The 19,995-nt window shown below is 53.3% G+C and carries 20 protein-coding genes, 1 tRNA gene, 2 rRNA genes and 1 other annotated feature; of the genes, 15 read left to right on the top strand and 8 right to left on the bottom strand.

Annotated features, from left to right (window positions below):
* The first annotated feature begins 12 nt into the window (after window positions 1-12).
* The 6 genes from rpsP (at window position 13) to SK53_RS11405 (ending at window position 3,952) form a co-directional block, all read left to right on the top strand.
* Entirely contained in the window at window positions 13-261 is a 249-nt protein-coding gene (rpsP, locus tag SK53_RS11430) for a 30S ribosomal protein S16 (RefSeq protein WP_003863133.1), read from the top strand.
* A 15-nt stretch (window positions 262-276) separates the two neighbouring features.
* Window positions 277-816 carry a ribosome maturation factor RimM gene (gene rimM, locus SK53_RS11425; RefSeq protein WP_003863136.1) on the top strand — a complete coding sequence of 180 codons (540 nt, stop codon included), beginning with the start codon at window positions 277-279 and terminating at the stop codon, window positions 814-816.
* A 31-nt stretch (window positions 817-847) separates the two neighbouring features.
* Complete coding sequence (trmD, locus tag SK53_RS11420) at window positions 848-1,615, top strand: tRNA (guanosine(37)-N1)-methyltransferase TrmD (protein ID WP_003863138.1); 768 nt, start codon at window positions 848-850, stop codon at window positions 1,613-1,615.
* Window positions 1,616-1,658: 43 nt separating this feature from the next.
* Window positions 1,659-2,006, top strand: coding sequence for a 50S ribosomal protein L19 (rplS, locus tag SK53_RS11415; RefSeq protein WP_002914145.1), 348 nt, complete (start codon window positions 1,659-1,661; stop codon window positions 2,004-2,006).
* 132 nt (window positions 2,007-2,138) lie between these two features.
* Window positions 2,139-2,543, top strand: a complete 405-nt coding sequence (locus SK53_RS11410; protein ID WP_046621127.1) for a DUF2946 domain-containing protein — start codon at window positions 2,139-2,141, stop codon at window positions 2,541-2,543.
* A gap of 38 nt (window positions 2,544-2,581) precedes the next feature.
* Window positions 2,582-3,952 (top strand): PepSY-associated TM helix domain-containing protein, encoded by a 1,371-nt coding sequence (locus SK53_RS11405; protein ID WP_048209442.1) that lies wholly within the window; start codon window positions 2,582-2,584, stop codon window positions 3,950-3,952.
* Window positions 3,953-3,954: 2 nt separating this feature from the next.
* On the opposite strand, the gene SK53_RS11400 is transcribed toward SK53_RS11405, so the two are convergent.
* From SK53_RS11400 to SK53_RS11385, 4 genes are all read right to left on the bottom strand, one after another.
* Window positions 3,955-4,440: an OmpA family protein gene (locus tag SK53_RS11400; RefSeq protein WP_003863144.1), complete on the bottom strand. Its 486-nt coding sequence runs from the start codon at window positions 4,438-4,440 to the stop codon at window positions 3,955-3,957.
* A gap of 12 nt (window positions 4,441-4,452) precedes the next feature.
* Entirely contained in the window at window positions 4,453-5,673 is a 1,221-nt protein-coding gene (gene dgcN, locus SK53_RS11395) for a diguanylate cyclase DgcN/YfiN (protein WP_023323614.1), read from the bottom strand.
* The gene (locus tag SK53_RS11390) at window positions 5,666-6,202 is read right to left on the bottom strand and encodes a regulatory sequestration protein YfiR (RefSeq protein WP_023323613.1); all 537 of its coding nucleotides are present in this window, start codon (window positions 6,200-6,202) and stop codon (window positions 5,666-5,668) included. The genes dgcN and SK53_RS11390 overlap by 8 nt, the downstream gene beginning before the upstream one ends.
* 153 nt (window positions 6,203-6,355) lie before the next feature.
* The gene (locus SK53_RS11385) at window positions 6,356-6,730 is read right to left on the bottom strand and encodes a DUF2799 domain-containing protein (RefSeq protein ID WP_003863151.1); all 375 of its coding nucleotides are present in this window, start codon (window positions 6,728-6,730) and stop codon (window positions 6,356-6,358) included.
* Between the two features lie 212 nt (window positions 6,731-6,942).
* On the opposite strand from SK53_RS11385, the gene aroF reads away from it, so the two are divergent.
* The 3 genes from aroF to SK53_RS11370 are packed head-to-tail and all read left to right on the top strand — an operon-like array spanning window position 6,943 to window position 10,078.
* A complete protein-coding gene (aroF, locus tag SK53_RS11380; RefSeq protein WP_006811632.1) occupies window positions 6,943-8,013 on the top strand; it encodes a 3-deoxy-7-phosphoheptulonate synthase AroF in 1,071 nt (356 codons plus the stop codon).
* 10 nt (window positions 8,014-8,023) lie between these two features.
* Window positions 8,024-9,145: a bifunctional chorismate mutase/prephenate dehydrogenase gene (tyrA, locus tag SK53_RS11375; RefSeq protein WP_022649060.1), complete on the top strand. Its 1,122-nt coding sequence runs from the start codon at window positions 8,024-8,026 to the stop codon at window positions 9,143-9,145.
* Between the two features lie 60 nt (window positions 9,146-9,205).
* Window positions 9,206-10,078: an SMP-30/gluconolactonase/LRE family protein gene (locus SK53_RS11370; RefSeq protein ID WP_048209441.1), complete on the top strand. Its 873-nt coding sequence runs from the start codon at window positions 9,206-9,208 to the stop codon at window positions 10,076-10,078.
* On the opposite strand, the gene pheA is transcribed toward SK53_RS11370, so the two are convergent.
* The 4 genes from pheA to bamD form a co-directional block, all read right to left on the bottom strand.
* Complete coding sequence (gene pheA / locus SK53_RS11365; RefSeq protein ID WP_048209439.1) at window positions 10,075-11,235, bottom strand: bifunctional chorismate mutase/prephenate dehydratase; 1,161 nt, start codon at window positions 11,233-11,235, stop codon at window positions 10,075-10,077. The two genes, SK53_RS11370 and pheA, sit on opposite strands and share 4 nt — an antisense overlap.
* Window positions 11,236-11,265: 30 nt before the next feature.
* Window positions 11,266-11,391, bottom strand: a sequence feature (Phe leader region).
* Window positions 11,343-11,390, bottom strand: coding sequence for a pheA operon leader peptide PheL (pheL, locus tag SK53_RS23615; RefSeq protein WP_100229775.1), 48 nt, complete (start codon window positions 11,388-11,390; stop codon window positions 11,343-11,345). (Overlaps the previous feature by 48 nt.)
* Window positions 11,392-11,495: 104 nt before the next feature.
* Complete coding sequence (raiA, locus tag SK53_RS11360; RefSeq protein ID WP_003863162.1) at window positions 11,496-11,837, bottom strand: ribosome-associated translation inhibitor RaiA; 342 nt, start codon at window positions 11,835-11,837, stop codon at window positions 11,496-11,498.
* Window positions 11,838-12,104: 267 nt separating this feature from the next.
* A complete protein-coding gene (gene bamD / locus SK53_RS11355; RefSeq protein WP_048209438.1) occupies window positions 12,105-12,842 on the bottom strand; it encodes an outer membrane protein assembly factor BamD in 738 nt (245 codons plus the stop codon).
* Between the two features lie 131 nt (window positions 12,843-12,973).
* Here bamD and rluD point away from each other — a divergent pair, with 131 nt between their 5' ends.
* The 6 genes from rluD to SK53_RS11325 form a co-directional block, all read left to right on the top strand.
* Window positions 12,974-13,954, top strand: a complete 981-nt coding sequence (rluD, locus tag SK53_RS11350) for a 23S rRNA pseudouridine(1911/1915/1917) synthase RluD (protein ID WP_003863165.1) — start codon at window positions 12,974-12,976, stop codon at window positions 13,952-13,954.
* The gene (yfiH, locus tag SK53_RS11345; protein ID WP_003863167.1) at window positions 13,951-14,682 is read left to right on the top strand and encodes a purine nucleoside phosphorylase YfiH; all 732 of its coding nucleotides are present in this window, start codon (window positions 13,951-13,953) and stop codon (window positions 14,680-14,682) included. Before rluD ends, yfiH begins: the two co-directional genes overlap by 4 nt.
* 129 nt (window positions 14,683-14,811) lie before the next feature.
* Window positions 14,812-17,385, top strand: coding sequence for an ATP-dependent chaperone ClpB (gene clpB, locus SK53_RS11340; protein ID WP_048209437.1), 2,574 nt, complete (start codon window positions 14,812-14,814; stop codon window positions 17,383-17,385).
* 429 nt (window positions 17,386-17,814) lie between these two features.
* A 16S ribosomal RNA gene (locus SK53_RS11335) occupies window positions 17,815-19,356 on the top strand.
* 84 nt (window positions 19,357-19,440) lie between these two features.
* Window positions 19,441-19,516: transfer RNA gene (locus tag SK53_RS11330), tRNA-Glu, on the top strand.
* Window positions 19,517-19,698: 182 nt separating this feature from the next.
* Window positions 19,699-19,995, top strand: a 23S ribosomal RNA gene (locus SK53_RS11325); the annotation flags it as partial.

Raw genomic sequence — 19,995 nt, 5'->3', positions numbered from 1 at the left:
CAAGAGGATGTTATGGTAACTATTCGTTTAGCACGTCACGGCGCTAAAAAGCGTCCGTTCTACCAGGTTGTTGTGACTGACAGCCGTAATGCACGCAACGGTCGCTTCATCGAGCGCGTTGGTTTCTTCAACCCACTGGCCGCTGGCGCAGAAGAAGAAACCCGTCTGGATCTGGATCGTATCGCTCACTGGGTTGGCCAGGGCGCTACTGTTTCCGATCGCGTTGCTACGCTGATCAAAGCAGCAAACAAAGCAGCTTAATCTGTCACGGTGGTCATGATGAGCAATAAAGCACCTGTTGAACCGATCGTATTGGGAAAAATGGGTTCTTGCTACGGTATCCGTGGTTGGCTCAGAGTGTTTTCCTCCACTGAAGACGCTGATAGCATTTTTGATTACCAGCCCTGGTTTATCCAGAAAGCCGGTAAGTGGGAAGAGGTCGAGCTGGAAAGCTGGCGTCACCACAATCAGGACATCATCATCAAGCTGAAAGGCATTGACGATCGTGATGCCGCGAATGCGCTGACTAATTGTGAGATTGTCGTGGATTCGTCGCAGTTGCCGCAGCTGGAAGAGGGTGACTACTACTGGAAAGACCTTATGGGTTGCCAGGTAGTGACCACTGAAGGCTACAGCCTGGGGAAAGTCATCGACATGATGGAAACCGGGTCAAATGACGTTCTCGTCATTAAGGCAAACCTGAAAGATGCATTTGGCATCAAGGAGCGGTTGGTTCCGTTCCTCGATGGACAGGTTATCAAGAAAGTCGATCTCACTACTCAAACCATTGAAGTAGATTGGGATCCTGGTTTTTAAATTCTCCGGATAAACGGTAAAAGACGGCGCTATGTGGATTGGCATAATTAGCCTGTTTCCTGAAATGTTCCGCGCGATTACCGATTACGGGGTAACTGGCCGGGCAGTAAAGAATGGCCTGCTGAGCATCCAGAGCTGGAGTCCTCGTGACTTCACGCACGACCGGCACCGTACCGTGGACGATCGTCCTTACGGCGGCGGACCGGGGATGTTGATGATGGTGCAACCCTTACGGGACGCCATTCACACAGCAAAAGCCGCGGCAGGTGAAGGCGCGAAGGTGATTTATCTGTCACCTCAGGGACGCAAGCTTGATCAAGCGGGCGTGAGCGAACTGGCGACGAATCAAAAACTGATTCTGGTCTGTGGTCGCTACGAAGGAATAGATGAGCGCGTAATTCAAACCGAGATTGACGAAGAATGGTCTATCGGCGATTACGTTCTCAGCGGTGGTGAGTTACCGGCAATGACGCTGATTGACTCCGTCGCCCGGTTTATTCCGGGGGTTCTGGGCCATGAAGCTTCGGCAACGGAAGATTCCTTTGCCGATGGGTTGCTGGACTGTCCACACTATACTCGTCCTGAAGTGTTAGAAGGGATGGAAGTCCCGGCAGTGTTACTGTCTGGAAACCATGCCGAGATACGTCGCTGGCGTTTGAAGCAGTCGCTGGGCCGAACCTGGCTTAGAAGACCTGAACTTCTGGAAAACCTGGCTCTGACTGAAGAGCAAGCAAAGTTGCTGGCCGAGTTCAAAACTGAACACGCGCACCAGCAGCATGAACATGATGGGAAAGCGTAATACGCTCCCGAATATCAGTTTACCCAGGATAAGAGATTAAATTATGAGCAACATTATTAAGCAACTTGAACAAGAGCAGATGAAGCAGGACGTACCTTCCTTCCGTCCAGGTGACACCGTGGAAGTGAAAGTATGGGTTGTTGAAGGTTCCAAAAAACGTCTGCAGGCATTCGAGGGCGTGGTTATCGCTATTCGTAACCGCGGTCTGCACTCTGCATTCACTGTTCGTAAAATTTCCAACGGCGAAGGCGTTGAGCGTGTCTTCCAGACTCACTCTCCGGTAGTTGACAGCATTGCTGTTAAACGTCGTGGTGCTGTACGTAAAGCTAAACTGTACTACCTGCGTGAGCGTACTGGTAAGTCTGCTCGTATTAAAGAGCGTCTGAACTAAGATTCGCTTAAGCGACATCCTGTTAGAAAGGGCTGGCCGAAAGGCTGGCCCTTTTTTTATCTCATCGCACCTCTCGCGTTAACCCTTCCGTCATAAATCATTTACAATGTTCGCCTCTTGGGTGGAGGGTAAGTGGATAACGTACTGCATCAGCATAGCTGGAAACGCACAGCGGCATTGACCGCGCTGTTTGCGATCCTGCTGATCGTCGTGGCGCCGCTGATCTCCGTCTCGCTGCAAAAAGATCCCATGAGCGCCATGCCGGGCATGCACCACGACATGAGCATGATGTCGGTGGACGAGCATCATGGTGATATGCCGCATTCTATGCCAGTTGACCATGCTGAAGCATGCGGCTACTGCGTGCTGTTAGCGCATGTACCGGGCGTGATGCTGGCGCTTATCGTTCTGCTCAGCGTGGTGTTGCAGCGGCTGCGCGTGAAGCCGCCTCGTCAGGCGGTCAGCCACTGGCACTTTTTCCCCTGGCTTTACCCCGATACCCGCGCGCCGCCGCGTCGGTCTGCTTTCTCCCTTTAAAACAAAATCACTCACTTTTTGCCTTAAAAAGGAAAAGTATGACTACCTGCACTCCGCGCGCGGCATGGGGAAACCTGCTGCGTCGCCTCCATTTCTATATCGGGCTGTTTGTCGGTCCGTTTATCTTCTTCGCAGCGCTGACCGGTACGCTGTATGTCGCCACGCCGCAGCTTGAAAATGCGCTGTACCATTATGCACTCCACACGGATGCCGTTGGTGAGGCGCAGCCTCTTGCTAAACAAATTGCCGTGGCAGAAAAGGCCGTGGGTTCAGCGCTGCGTTTACACGCTGTTCGTCCGGGGCTGGAAGAGGGTGAAACGACCCGCGTGATGTTTGCCGACCCGGCGCTGGGTCCCTCCGAGCATCGGGCTATTTTTATTGATCCCGCCAGCCTTGAGGTTCGAGGGGATATGACTGTGTACGGCACCAGCGGGATTTTACCGCTGCGTCAGACTATCGATTATCTGCATACCTCGCTGATGCTGGGCAACATCGGGCGCCTCTATAGCGAGTTAGCCGCCTCGTGGATGTGGGTTGCTGCCCTGGGCGGGATCGCGCTGTGGTTCTACACCCGACCGAAGCGCCGTATTAACAATCGTTTCCAGAATCGTCGTCGCCTGCATGTGATCTTAGGCTGGACGTTACTGACGGGAATGCTGCTGTTCTCAGTCACCGGGTTAACCTGGTCACAATGGGCCGGTGGCAACGTCGATAAGCTGCGTGCAGAGATGAACTGGCTGACGCCGCAGGTAAATACCACCCTTTCCGGTGCGCCGGAAATGAGGGATGAACACGCCGAACATCGTGGTCATCACGGGGGAATGACGATGCCTGAAATGCCTGTTGAACTGTCGCTTTTTGACAGCGTATTGCAGGCCGCCCGCCAGTCAGGAATTGATGCGAAAAAGGTTGAGATCCGCCCGGCAAGCAGGGAAGACCGGGCCTGGACGGTGACGGAAATCGATCGCCGCTGGCCGACGCAGGTTGATGCCGTTGCCGTGGATCCCCACTCACTGAAGGTGCTGGACAGCACTCGCTTCGGGGATTTCCCGCTGATGGCTAAACTCACCCGCTGGGGCGTGGATTTCCATATGGGGATCCTGTTTGGTCTGGCAAATCAGCTGCTGCTCATCGCGTTTGGCGTTGCGCTGTGCGTGTTGATTATCTGGGGATACCGGATGTGGTGGATGCGTCGCCCTGCAACGTCAGCCGCGAACCCGGTACAGACGCTCTGTCAAAGCTGGCTGGCATTGCCGCTGTGGGGAAGGGGAGTGACGTTCCTGATAAGCCTCCTGCTGGGGCTGGTGTTGCCGGTAATGGGCGTCAGTCTGTTGGTCTTTATTGTGATTGACTGGCTGCGCTGGCGAGCGGTTTCAGGCGTGTCGCTCGCCGGAACATCCGTTAAATAGCCTTAAGGCGTGCTGATGACTACCGCAACCCGGCGGTTTTCAGCGCGCCCCTGTGCAGTGCGGTTGCTGCTGACAGGGTATTTTTTGCCTAAGCCCCGCGTGGTGAGGTTGCTGCGCGGGATGTTCGCGCCCTTCGCCCAGGCATCCGCCACAACATTGGCACGTTTTAACGAAAGCGCTTCGTTGTAGCTCTCTTCGCCATAGTTATCCGTATGGCCATCCATCCGGGCGTGGTTCAGGCCGGTTGCCGCCAGGCGTGAGGCCATAGTCTGGATCTGCGTTTCACTTTCCGGGCGCAGCCTGGCGTCATTTTTATCAAACAGGATCTTATCTGACAGGCCCAGAGACCAGTCGCCATTCAGTTCGTTAAAGCCATAGGATTTCATGGCCGCGATTTGCTCTGGCGTGAATTTCCCTTCAGGGGATGACTGGCATCCGGACATTGCCAGTGATGCCAGTAACAACGGCGCAAAATATCGCTTTAACATATCGTCTTCCTTTCAGGATATTGTTTTCGAACGCTGGTTTTTGACCAGATACATATTGCGATCGGCTTGCTCCAGTAAGGCCTCAACGGAGGCATTTTCCCATGCCAGAGCAAAGCCAATGCTGAGTGACATTGATGCTGTGTGCCCGTTATGCAGATCAAACGGACGGATAAATTGCTGCGACAGCGCAGCGCAAATATATTCGACCTCACGCGCGGTGTGGACGCCGTAAAGGATCATGGCAAATTCGTCGCCGCCAAGACGGTAAGACTGATGACGTTTTTCGCCAAATTCGACCATCCTTTTTGCGGCTTCGATCAGAACGCAGTCACCCGCGGCATGACCCCAGGTGTCATTGATAAACTTGAAGTTATCACCGTCCAGAAATAGCAGGGCGGAATTGGTTTTTGCCGAAGCGTCATTCATTAATGCTGCAATGTTGTTGCGAAACGCGGCGCGGTTTGCAAGCCCCGTGAGCGGATCGTGCATGGCGGTACGCAACAGTTGAGCGTTTTTCGCCTGTAGTTTGAGCTGCCACTCTTCCATTTCATCCAGCAGGCTGTTGAAGTCTTCTCCAAACTGGTGGAACTCTTCAATGCGGCCTTCCGTTACCCGGCGAGAAAAGTTGCGGTTGGTGCGAACGTCATGCACAACGTCAGTGATGTTTTGCATTTCAACAACCATGCCATGATGTAGCGAGCGGGTGATGGTCAATGCGACGGCAGAAGCAAAAAGAATGCACCCGGTGAGGACTGCAAACGAGAGCCAGATAAAGTGGCTAATCAGGCTGTCGCGTGCGGTCAGACGAATTTCGCCAATCACATTGCCGTTATGTATGATGGGCTGTGCGACAGGAACAGGGAACAGCCACCGGTTGACCAGCGCGCCCAGCGTGTCGGTATTATCCGCCGGGTTCCACGACCACCAGGCAAACCGTTTATGATGTGCATTAAGCACTTCCGCCACGGCAAACTGCCCCTGCTTGCCGAGGGTCGCCAGCGTTTCATTTGCTGCCATGGCATCGTTGAACACCAGAGAGGCTTCAAGGCTGTGGCTCATGGTGGCGCCGGTAAGTTCGAGGTTTTTTTGCGCGTATTGCTTTAATGTCACCACGGAAGCGAAACACAGCAGCAACCATATAAACGTCATCGTTATAATGACGCTTATCATGCTGATTCGCCGCAACGTTCTTTTAAACGTCGGACGCGGTGTTGGTACGACTTCCTTATTCATGCTTCTTATTCCGTGCGAGCATTAATACATCCGGATTGACTCTTACGCCACTGCGCGCCAGCGCATCCAGATTTACGGAAAACCTGACCTGGTTGTGCTCTATTATCAGACAAAATGCGCTGCCAATAACGCATTCAGGATTTTGTTCTGACATTAATAGCAACGCCTGGTCCTGATATTGATTTATTATTTCCTGTTGTTTTGCTGGCGACTCGCTCCCGAAATAGAGGGCATCGCACCTTGCTGTGAGTGCTTCCCGATCGCTATGCACAATGACAGGACTATAGGGCAACGGGTTGTGTTCATCTTCACTGCTGAGCGCCTGTCTGTAATGGGAAGAGGCATAAATACAGAGCTTAGGCTGGCCAGACAGTGCTGGCCATCGGGTGTAGCTCACAATACCAGAAACAATCGAACGTACTGATTTATCCGTTTCAGTGAACGAGCCTGCCTTTGCAGGGGCCACTAAAATGAACAGCATTAGCGCCAGGGGGAGTCGGAGCAAAGCGATCAAGATTGCATTTCTCATCAGAATCCGCCAAACCGCCCCGGAAATAGATGTCCTTAAGAATTGTCGGCAGAATACCATTGTTTATCAAAGCCGTCATTATGTCAGAAATATCCCTGTTTTGACCTAAGCTAAATCTTACAGTGAGCTATATTCAGAGGAATTAAGGCAGGCTCAATTAAGCCTGCTGGAACGCATACTTTCATCCAATCCTTGTTGCCAGGATTCATGCAGTTTTACTGCATTTTCAGTTGTATCGCAGCTGGCAGGAAATGATTTTCCCGCTAATCCCCAGGCGTGAATAAAGCCCTCTTCGCATATTTTTTTCTGTCCGTCAGCGTAGCCACGAAGATATTCCCCTCGATCAACCTGGGGGTCATTAAAACTATCGGCCAGCGCCTGGTTATCTTTAACCGGAACACCATTCATAGCGTCTTCTTTACCGGCAGTGAACCAGTCCGGGCTGGTCCAGCCAGGCTGAAAAGTATAAGGATTGATCTGGCAACCCGACAAAATCAGCGACAACAACATGAGAGTAATTGAACGCATGGCTATTCTCCTTTTTGTGAGCATAGCCTGGCTTACAAGTGTGCGTGTGTAATTTTAAATTTACGGTTTTAGGCCATTAATTTTGCAACTAAAGGGCTTCTGTAAAGTAATGTGTACGTATTTTGGATTGAAATCTTTACTTGATGTGATATCGTTGTGTCACCTCTTCGAGGAAAACCACTATCGCAAACGAGTTTGACAGGATCGCAATCATGCAAAAAGACGCGCTGAACAACGTACATATCACTGACGAACAGGTGTTAATCACCCCGGATCAACTGAAGGCGGAATTCCCGCTGAGCGTCGCGCAGGAAGCTCAGATTGAGCACTCGCGCCAGACCATTTCTGACATTATCGCAGGCCGCGATCCGCGCCTGCTGGTGGTATGTGGTCCTTGCTCCATTCACGATCCTGAAACCGCCATTGAGTACGCTCGTCGATTTAAAGCATTAGCGGAGGAGGTCAGCGATAGCCTCTATCTGGTGATGCGCGTCTATTTTGAAAAGCCACGTACTACGGTTGGCTGGAAAGGGTTGATTAACGATCCGCACATGGATGGCTCGTTTGATGTGGAAGCGGGCCTGAAGATTGCGCGTCGCCTGCTGGTGGAGCTGGTCAGCATGGGGCTGCCGCTGGCAACCGAAGCGCTGGATCCGAACAGCCCGCAGTACCTCGGCGATCTGTTTAGCTGGTCTGCGATTGGGGCGCGCACCACCGAGTCGCAAACCCACCGCGAGATGGCGTCTGGCCTGTCTATGCCGGTTGGTTTTAAAAACGGTACCGACGGCAGCCTGGCTACGGCGATTAACGCCATGCGCGCCGCCGCTATGCCCCATCGTTTTGTCGGGATCAACCAGGCGGGCCAGGTATGCCTGCTGCAAACTCAGGGCAACCCGGACGGGCATGTGATCCTGCGCGGCGGTAAAGCGCCAAACTACAGCCCGGCGGATGTCGCGCAGTGTGAAAAAGAGATGGAACAGGCGGGACTGCGTCCGGCGCTGATGGTAGATTGCAGTCATGGTAATTCGAATAAAGATTACCGTCGCCAGCCTGCGGTTGCAGAATCTGTGATTGCACAGATTAAAGATGGTAACCGTTCAATTATCGGCCTGATGATTGAAAGTAATATTCATGAAGGCAATCAGTCATCGGAACAGCCGCGTAGCGCGATGAAGCCCGGCGTCTCCGTCACGGATGCTTGCATCAGCTGGGAAACCACTGATGCGCTACTGCGTGAGATCCACAAAGATTTGAACGGCCAGCTGGCGACGCGTCTGGCATAAGAGGATAGTTATGGTTGCTGAATTGACCGCATTACGCGATCAAATTGATGAAGTGGATAAGGCGTTGCTGGATCTGCTGGCGCGCCGCATGGCACTGGTTGCTGAGGTCGGCGAAGTTAAAAGCAAATACGGCCTGCCAATTTACGTTCCGGAGCGTGAGGCCTCTATGCTCGCCTCCCGCCGTAAAGAGGCACAGGCGCTGGGCGTTTCACCGGACTTAATTGAAGATGTCCTGCGTCGTGTGATGCGGGAATCCTATTCCAGCGAAAACGACAAGGGCTTCAAAACCCTCTGTCCGTCGCTGCGTCCGGTGGTGATTGTCGGTGGCGGCGGCCAGATGGGGCGTCTGTTTGAAAAAATGCTGACGCTTTCTGGCTATCAGGTGCGCATCCTGGAAAAAGAGGACTGGCCGCATGCACCGGAACTCATGAAGGATGCCGGAATGGTTATCGTCAGCGTACCGATTCATGTGACGGAGCAGATTATCGCGAAACTTCCTCCGCTGCCGGAAGATTGCATTCTGGTGGATCTGGCGTCCGTTAAAAATGGTCCTCTACAGGCAATGCTGGCGGCGCACACCGGGCCCGTGCTTGGGTTACACCCGATGTTTGGCCCGGACAGCGGCAGCCTGGCGAAGCAGGTAGTGGTTTACTGCGACGGTCGTCAGCCGGAAGCGTATCAGTGGTTCCTGGAACAGATTCAGGTCTGGGGGGCACGTTTGCACCGTATCAGTGCGGTTGAGCACGATCAGAACATGGCGTTTATTCAGGCGCTGCGCCACTTTGCAACCTTCGCCTATGGTCTGCACCTGGCGGAAGAGAACGTTCAGCTTGAACAATTGCTGGCGCTTTCCTCGCCAATCTATCGTCTGGAGCTGGCGATGGTGGGGCGACTGTTTGCCCAGGATCCACAGCTTTACGCCGACATCATCATGTCGTCTGAAAATAACCTGGCGCTGATCAAGCGCTACTATCAGCGTTTTGGCGAAGCGATCACCTTGCTGGAACACGGCGATAAACAAGCGTTTATCGACAGTTTCCGTAAAGTGGAGCACTGGTTCGGTGATTACGCCACGCGATTCCAGAGTGAAAGCCGCACGCTGTTGCGCCAGGCAAATGACAGTCGCCAGTAATGTAATGATGTATATACTGAAAGCCAGCATTGCTGGCTTTTTTCATTTTGGGGAACTGTCATGGCTGAACCGCAGCTGCTGTTGAACTATACCGGGCATCTGCCTGAATGCCCGACGTGGAGTGCAGAAGAGAAGGCGCTCTACTGGGCGGATATCCTGGAAGGGGAGATCCATCGGTACCATCTGCCCACCGCGGAACACTCGGTGCTCTCATTCCATGAAGAAGTTGGGTGTTTTGCCCTGCGTGAACGCGGCGGATTTATCGTCGCGATGCGAAACGCCATCTGGCTGACCGATAAACACGGCCTGCTCCAGCGTAAGGTTTGCGATAACCCGTCCAACCCGCAGCTTGCACGCTTTAACGATGGAAGCACCGACCATCAGGGACGGTTTTATGCGGGCACGTTCTGGGGGCCGGGAGATTATAACGGCGCCATGCTGATGCGTATCGACAACGACCTGACGCCGAAAGTGATCCAGTGCGATATTCACGGACATAACGGTTTAGCGTTTAGTCCTGACAAACGGTGGATGTTTACTTCTGATACGCCGAACGGTGTGATTTACCGTACGCCGCTTGATGAGCAGGGGGAACCCGGTAAGCGCGAAGAGTTTCGCCGGTTTAGCGAGGGAGACGGTATTCCCGACGGTGCGGCAATGGATGAGGAAGGCTGTTACTGGAGCGCACTGTTTGACGGCTGGCGTATCGCACGGTTTTCACCGCAAGGCGAACAGCTGGAAGAGCACCGGCTGCCGGTACGCTGCCCGACAATGGTCTGCTTTGGCGGCGACGATATGAAAACGCTGTTTATCACCACCACGCGGGAAAATATGGAGGCGGAGGAGCTGGCGAAATACCCGCTTTCCGGTGCCATCTTCACCCTGCCAGTAAATGTGGCAGGGATGAAGAAAAGCCGCTTTATCGAACATTAAGCCGGATCGACCGGGACCACGGTTTCGCTCGGATAGCAGCCCAGCACTTTCATGGAGCGTGTGATCTCGCCCAGTTCGCGCAGGGCTTTCTGCATGGATGCAGACTCCAGGTTGGCCTGAACGTCGAGATAGAACATCTCTTCCCACGGGTTGCCATGGATTGGACGGGATTCCAGCTTCGTCATGATCAGGTTGTGATTACGCAGCACCAGCAGCGCTTCAACCAGCGCACCCGCCTGCTGGCCGGTCGCCATCAGCAGGGTGGTTTTCGCCGGGACCTGATCCGATACGTTGATGGCCTTGCGGGCCAGAACCACGAAACGGGTGATGTTCTGCGTCTGGTTGGCCAGATTGCGTTCCAGCACCTGTAAGCCATACAGCGCGCCGCCCGCTTCGCTACCGAGAGCCGCGACGGCAGGAGAGTTTGCCTGCGCCACTTTTTCCATCGCCGCCGAGGTGCTTTCGGTGTACTCAATTTTCCAGTGCGGATAACGGTTCAGGAACTGGCTGCACTGCTGGAACGGCTGCGGGTGACTGTACACCGTTTCGATCTGACTCAGATCGGTTGAGCCAGAGACCAGCACACAGTGATCGATAGGGATGGTCAACTCGCCGACTAACGACAGGCTGGTGTGCTGGAGCAAATCGTAAACATCGTTGATGGCGCCGGAACTGGTGTTCTCAATAGGCACCACGGCGTAATCTGCCTGGCCGGTTTCGACCTGGTTGAAAATGTCTGCAAATTTCGCGCAGCCGCTCTCAATAAACTCTTCGAAATGGCGGGCTGCGTACTGGCGAGCCGCCAGGTGAGAATAGGACCCTTTCGGGCCGAGGAAAGCGATACGAGCAGAGTGCGGGTTGGTTTTGTTCAGATGCTGCTGGAGCAGGGCCTGTTGCGTCAGAACGGAGTCTTCGATGATGAGCTGGAACAGGCGGGTGATGTAGTGCGCATCCAGATGACGCGCTTTGCCGAGTTGAATCAACCGTTCCAGTAAATCACGTTCGCGATCGATATCGCGCACCGGCCGATGGGACTCGAGCTTGGCTTTTCCCACTTCAACGGCGAGTGCGCGGCGTTCTGCCAGCAGGGCCAGTAATTTTTCGTCGAGTGCACTGATTTTTACGCGTAAATCCAGGAGCGGGTTTTCCGGTGTCATAGTGTTGTCTGTCTCATTTTATCGTTATCAATAAAAAAGGCCTCCCGGTGTGGGAGGCCTTGTTGTTCGTCTTCGCATTCTTTATCACACGACGAAACGCCTCCCGGTCAGGGGAAGGTAAAAAAGAATGCGAAGAAAAACGGCGTCTGTTTCATAAAGTCATCCTGAAATTGATAGGGTTAAAGTACCTGCACTGTTTTGATCCTGTCAATAAAAAACGCGCCCGAAGGCGCGTTGTCGGTACACTCAATTTTAGAGGATTACTCTTCTTCAACTTCTTCCGCGAAGCTGGCGTCTTTCACCGAGGTTGCGGCGCGACGTGCTTCACCTTTGTGTTGCACTTTATTGAGCTGCCGTTCCAGCTTGTTGATCAAATCGTTAATTGCGGTGTACATATCCTCGTGTTTTGCGCTGGCGACCAGATGGCCGTTTGGAGTATTGATAGTTGCATCAGCGATGAAACCCTGCGGCTCCTTGGACAGGATGATATGTGGATTAATCAAATGTGTTTGCCATTTATCCAGTTTGGCGAGACGGTCTGCGACGTGCTGGCGGATTGCCGGAGTAATTTCCATTTGTTTACTGGTAATGTTCATTGTCATAAATTTTACCTCTTGTCTTTCCGTCTTGGTGATTCCAGCATACCCGACCCAATGTCAAAATGTGTGATTTAGATCACGTTATTTTGTCGGTTTTTGTCAGGGAATCTTTTTTGTGAGGCAGGGCAGGAAGAGGTGAGATTTACCTTGTCGAAGCCAACAATTGCGGTCATAGTTGAATGGATGTGTTGAAGCTAAACCGCTTCAGCGTAAGTCTGAAAGAATAAAAAAACGGCAGCCCGCGGGCTGCCGTTATGCGTTGTAGCGGTATCAGGTTTTGCTGCTGTTCGCGGCGATGATTTTCGCCACTTTGTCAGCCTGAGCCGTCATCTGCATCTGGCGATACGCATTTTCCATCAGCTTCAGGCCATCACGCGTGGCTTGGGTATCCGGATAATCACGCAGCATGCCTTCTACACGGTTAACCACGGCAACCCATGCGCCACGGCGGGTGTAGTATTCCGCAACGGAGTACTCATATTTCGCCAGACGATCTTTCAGGAACACCAGACGCTTAGTGGCATCGGTAATGTACTGGCTGTTCGGGTAGCTACGCACCAGTTTGGAGAAGTCATTGAAAGCATCACGCGCATGTTGCGGGTCACGGTCTGAACGATCCACCCCGAAGAAGCCCTGCAATGCACTGTCATCCAGCGCCATGTTAGTCAGGCCGCGCATGTACATCACGTAATCGATGTTAGGATGGGTAGGGTTCAGACGCATGAAACGATCGATCGTTGCCTGAGCCAGCGGCAGATCGGCATTTTTGTAGTAGGCGTAGATAAGATCTAACTGTACCTGCTGCGAATACGGACCAAACGGATAGCGATTATCCAACGCTTCCAGTTGCGTTATCGCCTGTTTCCAGTTACCGTCCTGCAACTTTTGTTGTGCAGTCGCATAGATTTCATTCGGCGGATTGTCAGGGACCTGTTCATTCGAACCGGAGCAGCCCACCAAAGCCAGGCTCAACGTGGCCGCTGCCACCAGATATTTCATGCGCGTCATGACGTTTTGACTTTCCTCAAATGTTTGTCCGGGAGAAACTCAGTTCCTGCTCCCGATTAAGACCAGCTACAATAGCACACTATATTAAACGGCAAAGCCGTAAAACCCAACGTTAAACGAAGAAGCAGTTTATGGCACAACGAGTAGAACTCACCGCAACAGTCTCCGAAAATCAGCTCGGTCAACGCTTAGATCAGGCTTTGGCCGAATTGTTCCCTGATTATTCGCGTTCACGCATAAAAGAATGGATCCTTGACCAGCGCGTGCTGGTAAACGGCAAGATCTGGGACAAACCAAAAGAGAAAGTGTTTGGTGGGGAAGCTGTCGCCATCAATGCTGAAATCGAAGAGGAAATCCGCTTCGAGCCGCAGGATATCCCGCTGGATATCGTCTACGAAGATGACGACATTCTGGTCATCAACAAGCCGCGCGACTTTGTTGTTCACCCGGGCGCGGGCAATCCTGACGGTACGGTACTTAACGCACTCCTTCATTATTATCCGCCGATTGCCGACGTACCGCGTGCCGGTATTGTTCACCGTCTGGATAAAGACACCACGGGTCTGATGGTGGTGGCGAAGACGGTTCCCGCCCAGACTCGCCTGGTGGAATCGTTGCAACTGCGCGAAATCACCCGTGAGTATGAAGCGGTGGCGATTGGTCATATGACCTCTGGCGGCACGGTGGAAGAGCCTATCAGCCGTCACCCAACCAAGCGTACGCATATGTCCGTACACCCGATGGGCAAACCGGCGGTGACCCATTACCGCATCATGGAACATTTCCGTATTCATACGCGCCTGCGTCTGCGCCTGGAAACCGGGCGTACTCACCAGATCCGCGTGCACATGGCGCATATTACCCATCCGCTGGTGGGTGACCCGGTTTACGGCGGTCGTCCGCGTCCACCAAAGGGCGCATCGGATGAATTCATCTCCGTGCTGCGTAAATTCGATCGCCAAGCGCTGCATGCGACGATGCTGCGTCTTTACCACCCAATCACCGGAATTCAGATGGAATGGCATGCGCCGATCCCACAGGATATGGTGGAACTTATCGACGCGATGCGCGCAGATTTCGAAGAACATAAGGATCACGTGGACTGGTTATGACCAAACTGATTGTCCCGGAGTGGCCACTGCCTGAAGGCGTGGCCGCCTGTAGTTCAACCCGTATCGGTGGCGTGAGCCAGGGCGCGTGGGAGTCTTTGAACCTCGGTGCGCACTGTGGCGATAACCTGGAGCACGTTGAAGAGAACCGTAAACGCCTCTTTGCTGCGGGAAACCTTCCTTCAAAACCGGTCTGGCTTGAGCAGGTGCACGGTAAAGCGGTGCTGAAGCTGACGGGTGAGCCCTATGCGTCTAAACGCGCCGATGCTTCGTACAGCAATACGCCGGGAACGGTTTGCGCGGTGATGACTGCTGATTGCCTGCCGGTGTTGTTCTGCAATCAGGCAGGAACTGAAGTGGCTGCTGCCCACGCCGGATGGCGAGGCCTGTGCGAAGGCGTGCTGGAAGAGACCGTCGCCTGCTTCCAGGACGATTCTGCAAATCTCATCGCCTGGCTTGGCCCGGCGATTGGCCCGCAGGCATTTGAGGTCGGGCCCGAAGTGCGCGATGCCTTTATGGAAAAAGATCCACAAGCGGTCGAAGCGTTTGTGGCTTCCGGAGATAAATATCTGGCCGATATTTACCAGCTTGCCCGCCAGCGCCTGAATAACGTCGGTGTGACCCAAATCTTCGGCGGAGATCGCTGTACCTTCACCGAAAAGGGTGATTTTTTCTCCTATCGCCGCGACAAGACGACAGGCCGTATGGCAAGTTTCATTTGGCTGATATAACCTAAAGAATCAAGACGATCCGGTACGCGCCGTTTTCTTTTCACATAATTCAGGTTATTAACCTTGAATAATTGAGGGATGACCTCATTTAATCTCCAGTAGCAAATTTGACCTGTTATGGGAGGAGTTATGCGTCTGGATCGTCTTACTAATAAATTCCAGCTTGCTCTCGCCGATGCCCAGTCCCTTGCACTGGGGCACGACAACCAATTTATCGAACCTCTTCATCTAATGAGCGCCTTGCTGAATCAGGAAGGGGGATCGGTACGTCCTTTATTAACGTCCGCTGGCATTAATGCCGGCCAGTTACGCACCGCCATCGATCAGGCGCTGAGCCGTTTACCGCAGGTAGAAGGTACCGGCGGCGACGTGCAGCCGTCGCAGGATCTGGTGCGCGTGCTGAACCTTTGCGACAAGCTGGCGCAAAAACGTGGGGACAACTTTATTTCGTCAGAGCTCTTTGTTCTGGCGGCGCTTGAATCACGCGGTACCTTAACCGACCTGCTGAAATCCGCCGGTGCAACCACCGCTAATGTGACCCAGGCGATTGAGAACATGCGCGGAGGTGAAAGCGTGAACGACCAGGGAGCCGAAGACCAACGTCAGGCTTTGAAGAAATTTACGGTCGACCTGACCGAACGTGCCGAGCAGGGCAAACTTGACCCGGTGATCGGCCGCGACGAAGAAATCCGCCGGACAATCCAGGTACTGCAACGTCGTACCAAAAACAACCCGGTGCTGATTGGTGAGCCAGGCGTCGGTAAAACCGCCATTGTTGAAGGGCTGGCGCAGCGTATCGTTAATGGCGAAGTGCCCGAAGGGCTGAAAGGCCGTCGCGTACTGGCGCTGGATATGGGCGCGCTGGTGGCCGGGGCGAAATACCGCGGTGAATTTGAAGAGCGTCTGAAAGGCGTGCTGAACGATCTGGCGAAACAGGAAGGTAACGTCATCCTGTTTATCGACGAACTGCACACCATGGTGGGGGCGGGTAAAGCTGACGGCGCAATGGATGCCGGGAACATGCTGAAACCTGCTCTGGCGCGCGGTGAACTTCACTGCGTCGGCGCCACTACGCTTGACGAGTATCGTCAGTACATTGAGAAAGATGCCGCGCTGGAGCGTCGTTTCCAGAAGGTGTTTGTCGCTGAACCAAGCGTTGAAGATACCATCGCCATTTTGCGTGGTCTGAAAGAGCGTTATGAGCTGCACCATCACGTGCAGATCACCGACCCGGCCATCGTTGCGGCGGCGACGCTTTCGCATCGTTACATTGCCGACCGTCAGTTGCCGGATAAAGCCATTGACCTTATCGATGAAGCGGCGTCCAGCATCCGTATGCAGATTGACTCGAAACCGGAAGAGCTGGACCGACTCGATCGCCGTATTATCCAGCTCAAGCTGGAACAGCAGGCGCTGAGCAAAGAGTCTGATGAAGCGAGCAAGAAACGCCTTGATATGCTCAACGAAGAACTGGACGAGAAAGAGCGTCAGTATTCTGAGCTGGAAGAAGAGTGGAAAGCTGAGAAAGCCTCCCTCTCTGGCACCCAGACAATCAAGGCGGAGCTGGAGCAGGCTAAAATTGCCATTGAGCAGGCGCGTCGCGTAGGGGATCTGGCACGGATGTCCGAACTACAGTACGGCAAGATCCCTGAGCTGGAAAAACAACTTGAGATCGCCACGCAATCGGAAGGCAAAACCATGCGTCTGTTGCGTAATAAAGTGACGGATGCCGAGATTGCCGAAGTGCTGGCGCGCTGGACGGGTATTCCTGTGGCTCGCATGATGGAAAGCGAACGCGAGAAACTGCTGCGTATGGAGCAGGATCTGCATCAGCGCGTCATTGGACAGAACGAAGCGGTCGAAGCGGTATCTAACGCCATTCGTCGTAGCCGTGCGGGGCTGTCCGATCCGAATCGTCCAATCGGCTCGTTCCTGTTCCTGGGGCCAACCGGTGTCGGTAAAACCGAGCTGTGTAAAGCGCTGGCTAACTTTATGTTCGACAGCGATGACGCGATGGTGCGTATCGATATGTCCGAGTTTATGGAGAAACACGCCGTCTCGCGTCTGGTCGGTGCGCCTCCGGGATATGTCGGTTATGAAGAGGGCGGTTATCTGACGGAAGCGGTTCGCCGTCGTCCTTATTCCGTCATCCTGCTGGATGAAGTGGAAAAGGCACATCCTGACGTATTTAACATCCTGTTGCAGGTACTGGATGATGGACGCCTGACGGACGGGCAGGGGAGAACGGTTGACTTCCGTAACACGGTGGTGATCATGACCTCGAACCTGGGTTCCGATTTAATTCAGGAACGCTTCGGTGAGCTGGATTACAGCCATATGAAAGATCTGGTGCTGGGTGTGGTCAGCCAAAACTTCCGTCCGGAGTTCATCAACCGTATTGATGAAGTGGTCGTGTTCCATCCGCTGGGTGAGAAACACATTGCGTCGATTGCGCAGATCCAGTTGCAGCGTCTGTACAAACGTCTGGAAGAGCGTGGGTATGAAATCCACATTTCCGACGATGCGCTGAAACTGCTGAGCGAGAATGGTTACGATCCTGTTTATGGTGCGCGTCCGTTAAAACGTGCTATCCAGCAGCAGATCGAAAACCCGCTGGCGCAGCAAATCCTCTCTGGGGAGCTGGTTCCGGGCAAAGTTATCCGTCTGGAAGCCAACGAAGACCGAATTGTGGCAGTGCAGTAAGTCACAAAACGCAAAAACGGGCCGCTTGCGGCTCGTTTTTGTTTAAAAACCAGGCAAGAATTAATGTCTGAGATGTGTTTTGCCTGGAAAGTGAGCAGTCGGTAAATAATTTTCACTTTGCACTTGCAGCCTCAGAATAACTCCCTATAATGCGCCTCCACTGACACGGAACAACGGCACACACGCCGCCGGGTCAGCAGAGAAAAGCAAAACAAACGCTTGACTCTGAAGCGGGAAAGCGTAATATGCACACCCCGCGCCGCAGCGAAAACGAAGCGGCACTGCTCTTTAACAATTTATCAGACAATCTGTGTGGGCACTCAAAGTGACATGGATTCTTAATGTCCTCGGACACTAAATGAATACCAAGTCTCAACGAGTGAACACGTAATTCATTACGAAGTTTAATTCATTGAGCATCAAACTTTTAAATTGAAGAGTTTGATCATGGCTCAGATTGAACGCTGGCGGCAGGCCTAACACATGCAAGTCGAACGGTAACAGGAAGCAGCTTGCTGCTTCGCTGACGAGTGGCGGACGGGTGAGTAATGTCTGGGAAACTGCCTGATGGAGGGGGATAACTACTGGAAACGGTAGCTAATACCGCATAACGTCGCAAGACCAAAGAGGGGGACCTTCGGGCCTCTTGCCATCGGATGTGCCCAGATGGGATTAGCTAGTAGGTGGGGTAACGGCTCACCTAGGCGACGATCCCTAGCTGGTCTGAGAGGATGACCAGCCACACTGGAACTGAGACACGGTCCAGACTCCTACGGGAGGCAGCAGTGGGGAATATTGCACAATGGGCGCAAGCCTGATGCAGCCATGCCGCGTGTATGAAGAAGGCCTTCGGGTTGTAAAGTACTTTCAGCGGGGAGGAAGGCGATAAGGTTAATAACCTTGTCGATTGACGTTACCCGCAGAAGAAGCACCGGCTAACTCCGTGCCAGCAGCCGCGGTAATACGGAGGGTGCAAGCGTTAATCGGAATTACTGGGCGTAAAGCGCACGCAGGCGGTCTGTCAAGTCGGATGTGAAATCCCCGGGCTCAACCTGGGAACTGCATTCGAAACTGGCAGGCTAGAGTCTTGTAGAGGGGGGTAGAATTCCAGGTGTAGCGGTGAAATGCGTAGAGATCTGGAGGAATACCGGTGGCGAAGGCGGCCCCCTGGACAAAGACTGACGCTCAGGTGCGAAAGCGTGGGGAGCAAACAGGATTAGATACCCTGGTAGTCCACGCCGTAAACGATGTCGACTTGGAGGTTGTGCCCTTGAGGCGTGGCTTCCGGAGCTAACGCGTTAAGTCGACCGCCTGGGGAGTACGGCCGCAAGGTTAAAACTCAAATGAATTGACGGGGGCCCGCACAAGCGGTGGAGCATGTGGTTTAATTCGATGCAACGCGAAGAACCTTACCTACTCTTGACATCCAGAGAACTTACCAGAGATGGATTGGTGCCTTCGGGAACTCTGAGACAGGTGCTGCATGGCTGTCGTCAGCTCGTGTTGTGAAATGTTGGGTTAAGTCCCGCAACGAGCGCAACCCTTATCCTTTGTTGCCAGCGGTCCGGCCGGGAACTCAAAGGAGACTGCCAGTGATAAACTGGAGGAAGGTGGGGATGACGTCAAGTCATCATGGCCCTTACGAGTAGGGCTACACACGTGCTACAATGGCGCATACAAAGAGAAGCGACCTCGCGAGAGCAAGCGGACCTCATAAAGTGCGTCGTAGTCCGGATTGGAGTCTGCAACTCGACTCCATGAAGTCGGAATCGCTAGTAATCGTGGATCAGAATGCCACGGTGAATACGTTCCCGGGCCTTGTACACACCGCCCGTCACACCATGGGAGTGGGTTGCAAAAGAAGTAGGTAGCTTAACCTTCGGGAGGGCGCTTACCACTTTGTGATTCATGACTGGGGTGAAGTCGTAACAAGGTAACCGTAGGGGAACCTGCGGTTGGATCACCTCCTTACCTTAAAGAACCTGCCTTTGTAGTGTCCACACAGATTGTCTGATGAAAAGTAAATAGCAAGGCGTCTTGCGATTGAGACTGTACGTCCCCTTCGTCTAGAGGCCCAGGACACCGCCCTTTCACGGCGGTAACAGGGGTTCGAATCCCCTAGGGGACGCCACTTGCTGGTTCGTGAGTGAAAGTCACCTGCCGTCATATCTCAAAACTGACTTGCGAGTCACGTTTGAGATATTTGCTCTTTAAAAATCTGGATCAAGCTGAAAATTGAAACGACACACAGCTCATGTGTGTTCGAGTCTCTCAAATTTTCGCAATCAGAAGTGAAACATCTTCGGGTTGTGAGGTTAAGCGACTAAGCGTACACGGTGGATGCCCTGGCAGTCAGAGGCGATGAAGGACGTGCTAATCTGCGAAAAGCGCCGGCGAGGTGATATGAACCCTTGACCCGGCGATGTCCGAATGGGGAAACCCAGTGTGTTCCGACACACTATCGTTAACTGAATACATAGGTTAACGAGGCGAACCGGGGGAACTGAAACATCTAAGTACCCCGAGGAAAAGAAATCAACCGAGATTCCCCCAGTAGCGGCGAGCGAACGGGGAGCAGCCCGGAGTCTGAATCAGCTTGTGTGTTAGTGG

The sequence above is a fragment of the Enterobacter sp. MGH119 genome (genome assembly GCF_001037675.1).
In the GTDB taxonomy this organism is placed as follows: domain Bacteria; phylum Pseudomonadota; class Gammaproteobacteria; order Enterobacterales; family Enterobacteriaceae; genus Enterobacter; species Enterobacter hormaechei_C.
This window is presented reverse-complemented; position numbering and strand designations above follow the sequence as displayed.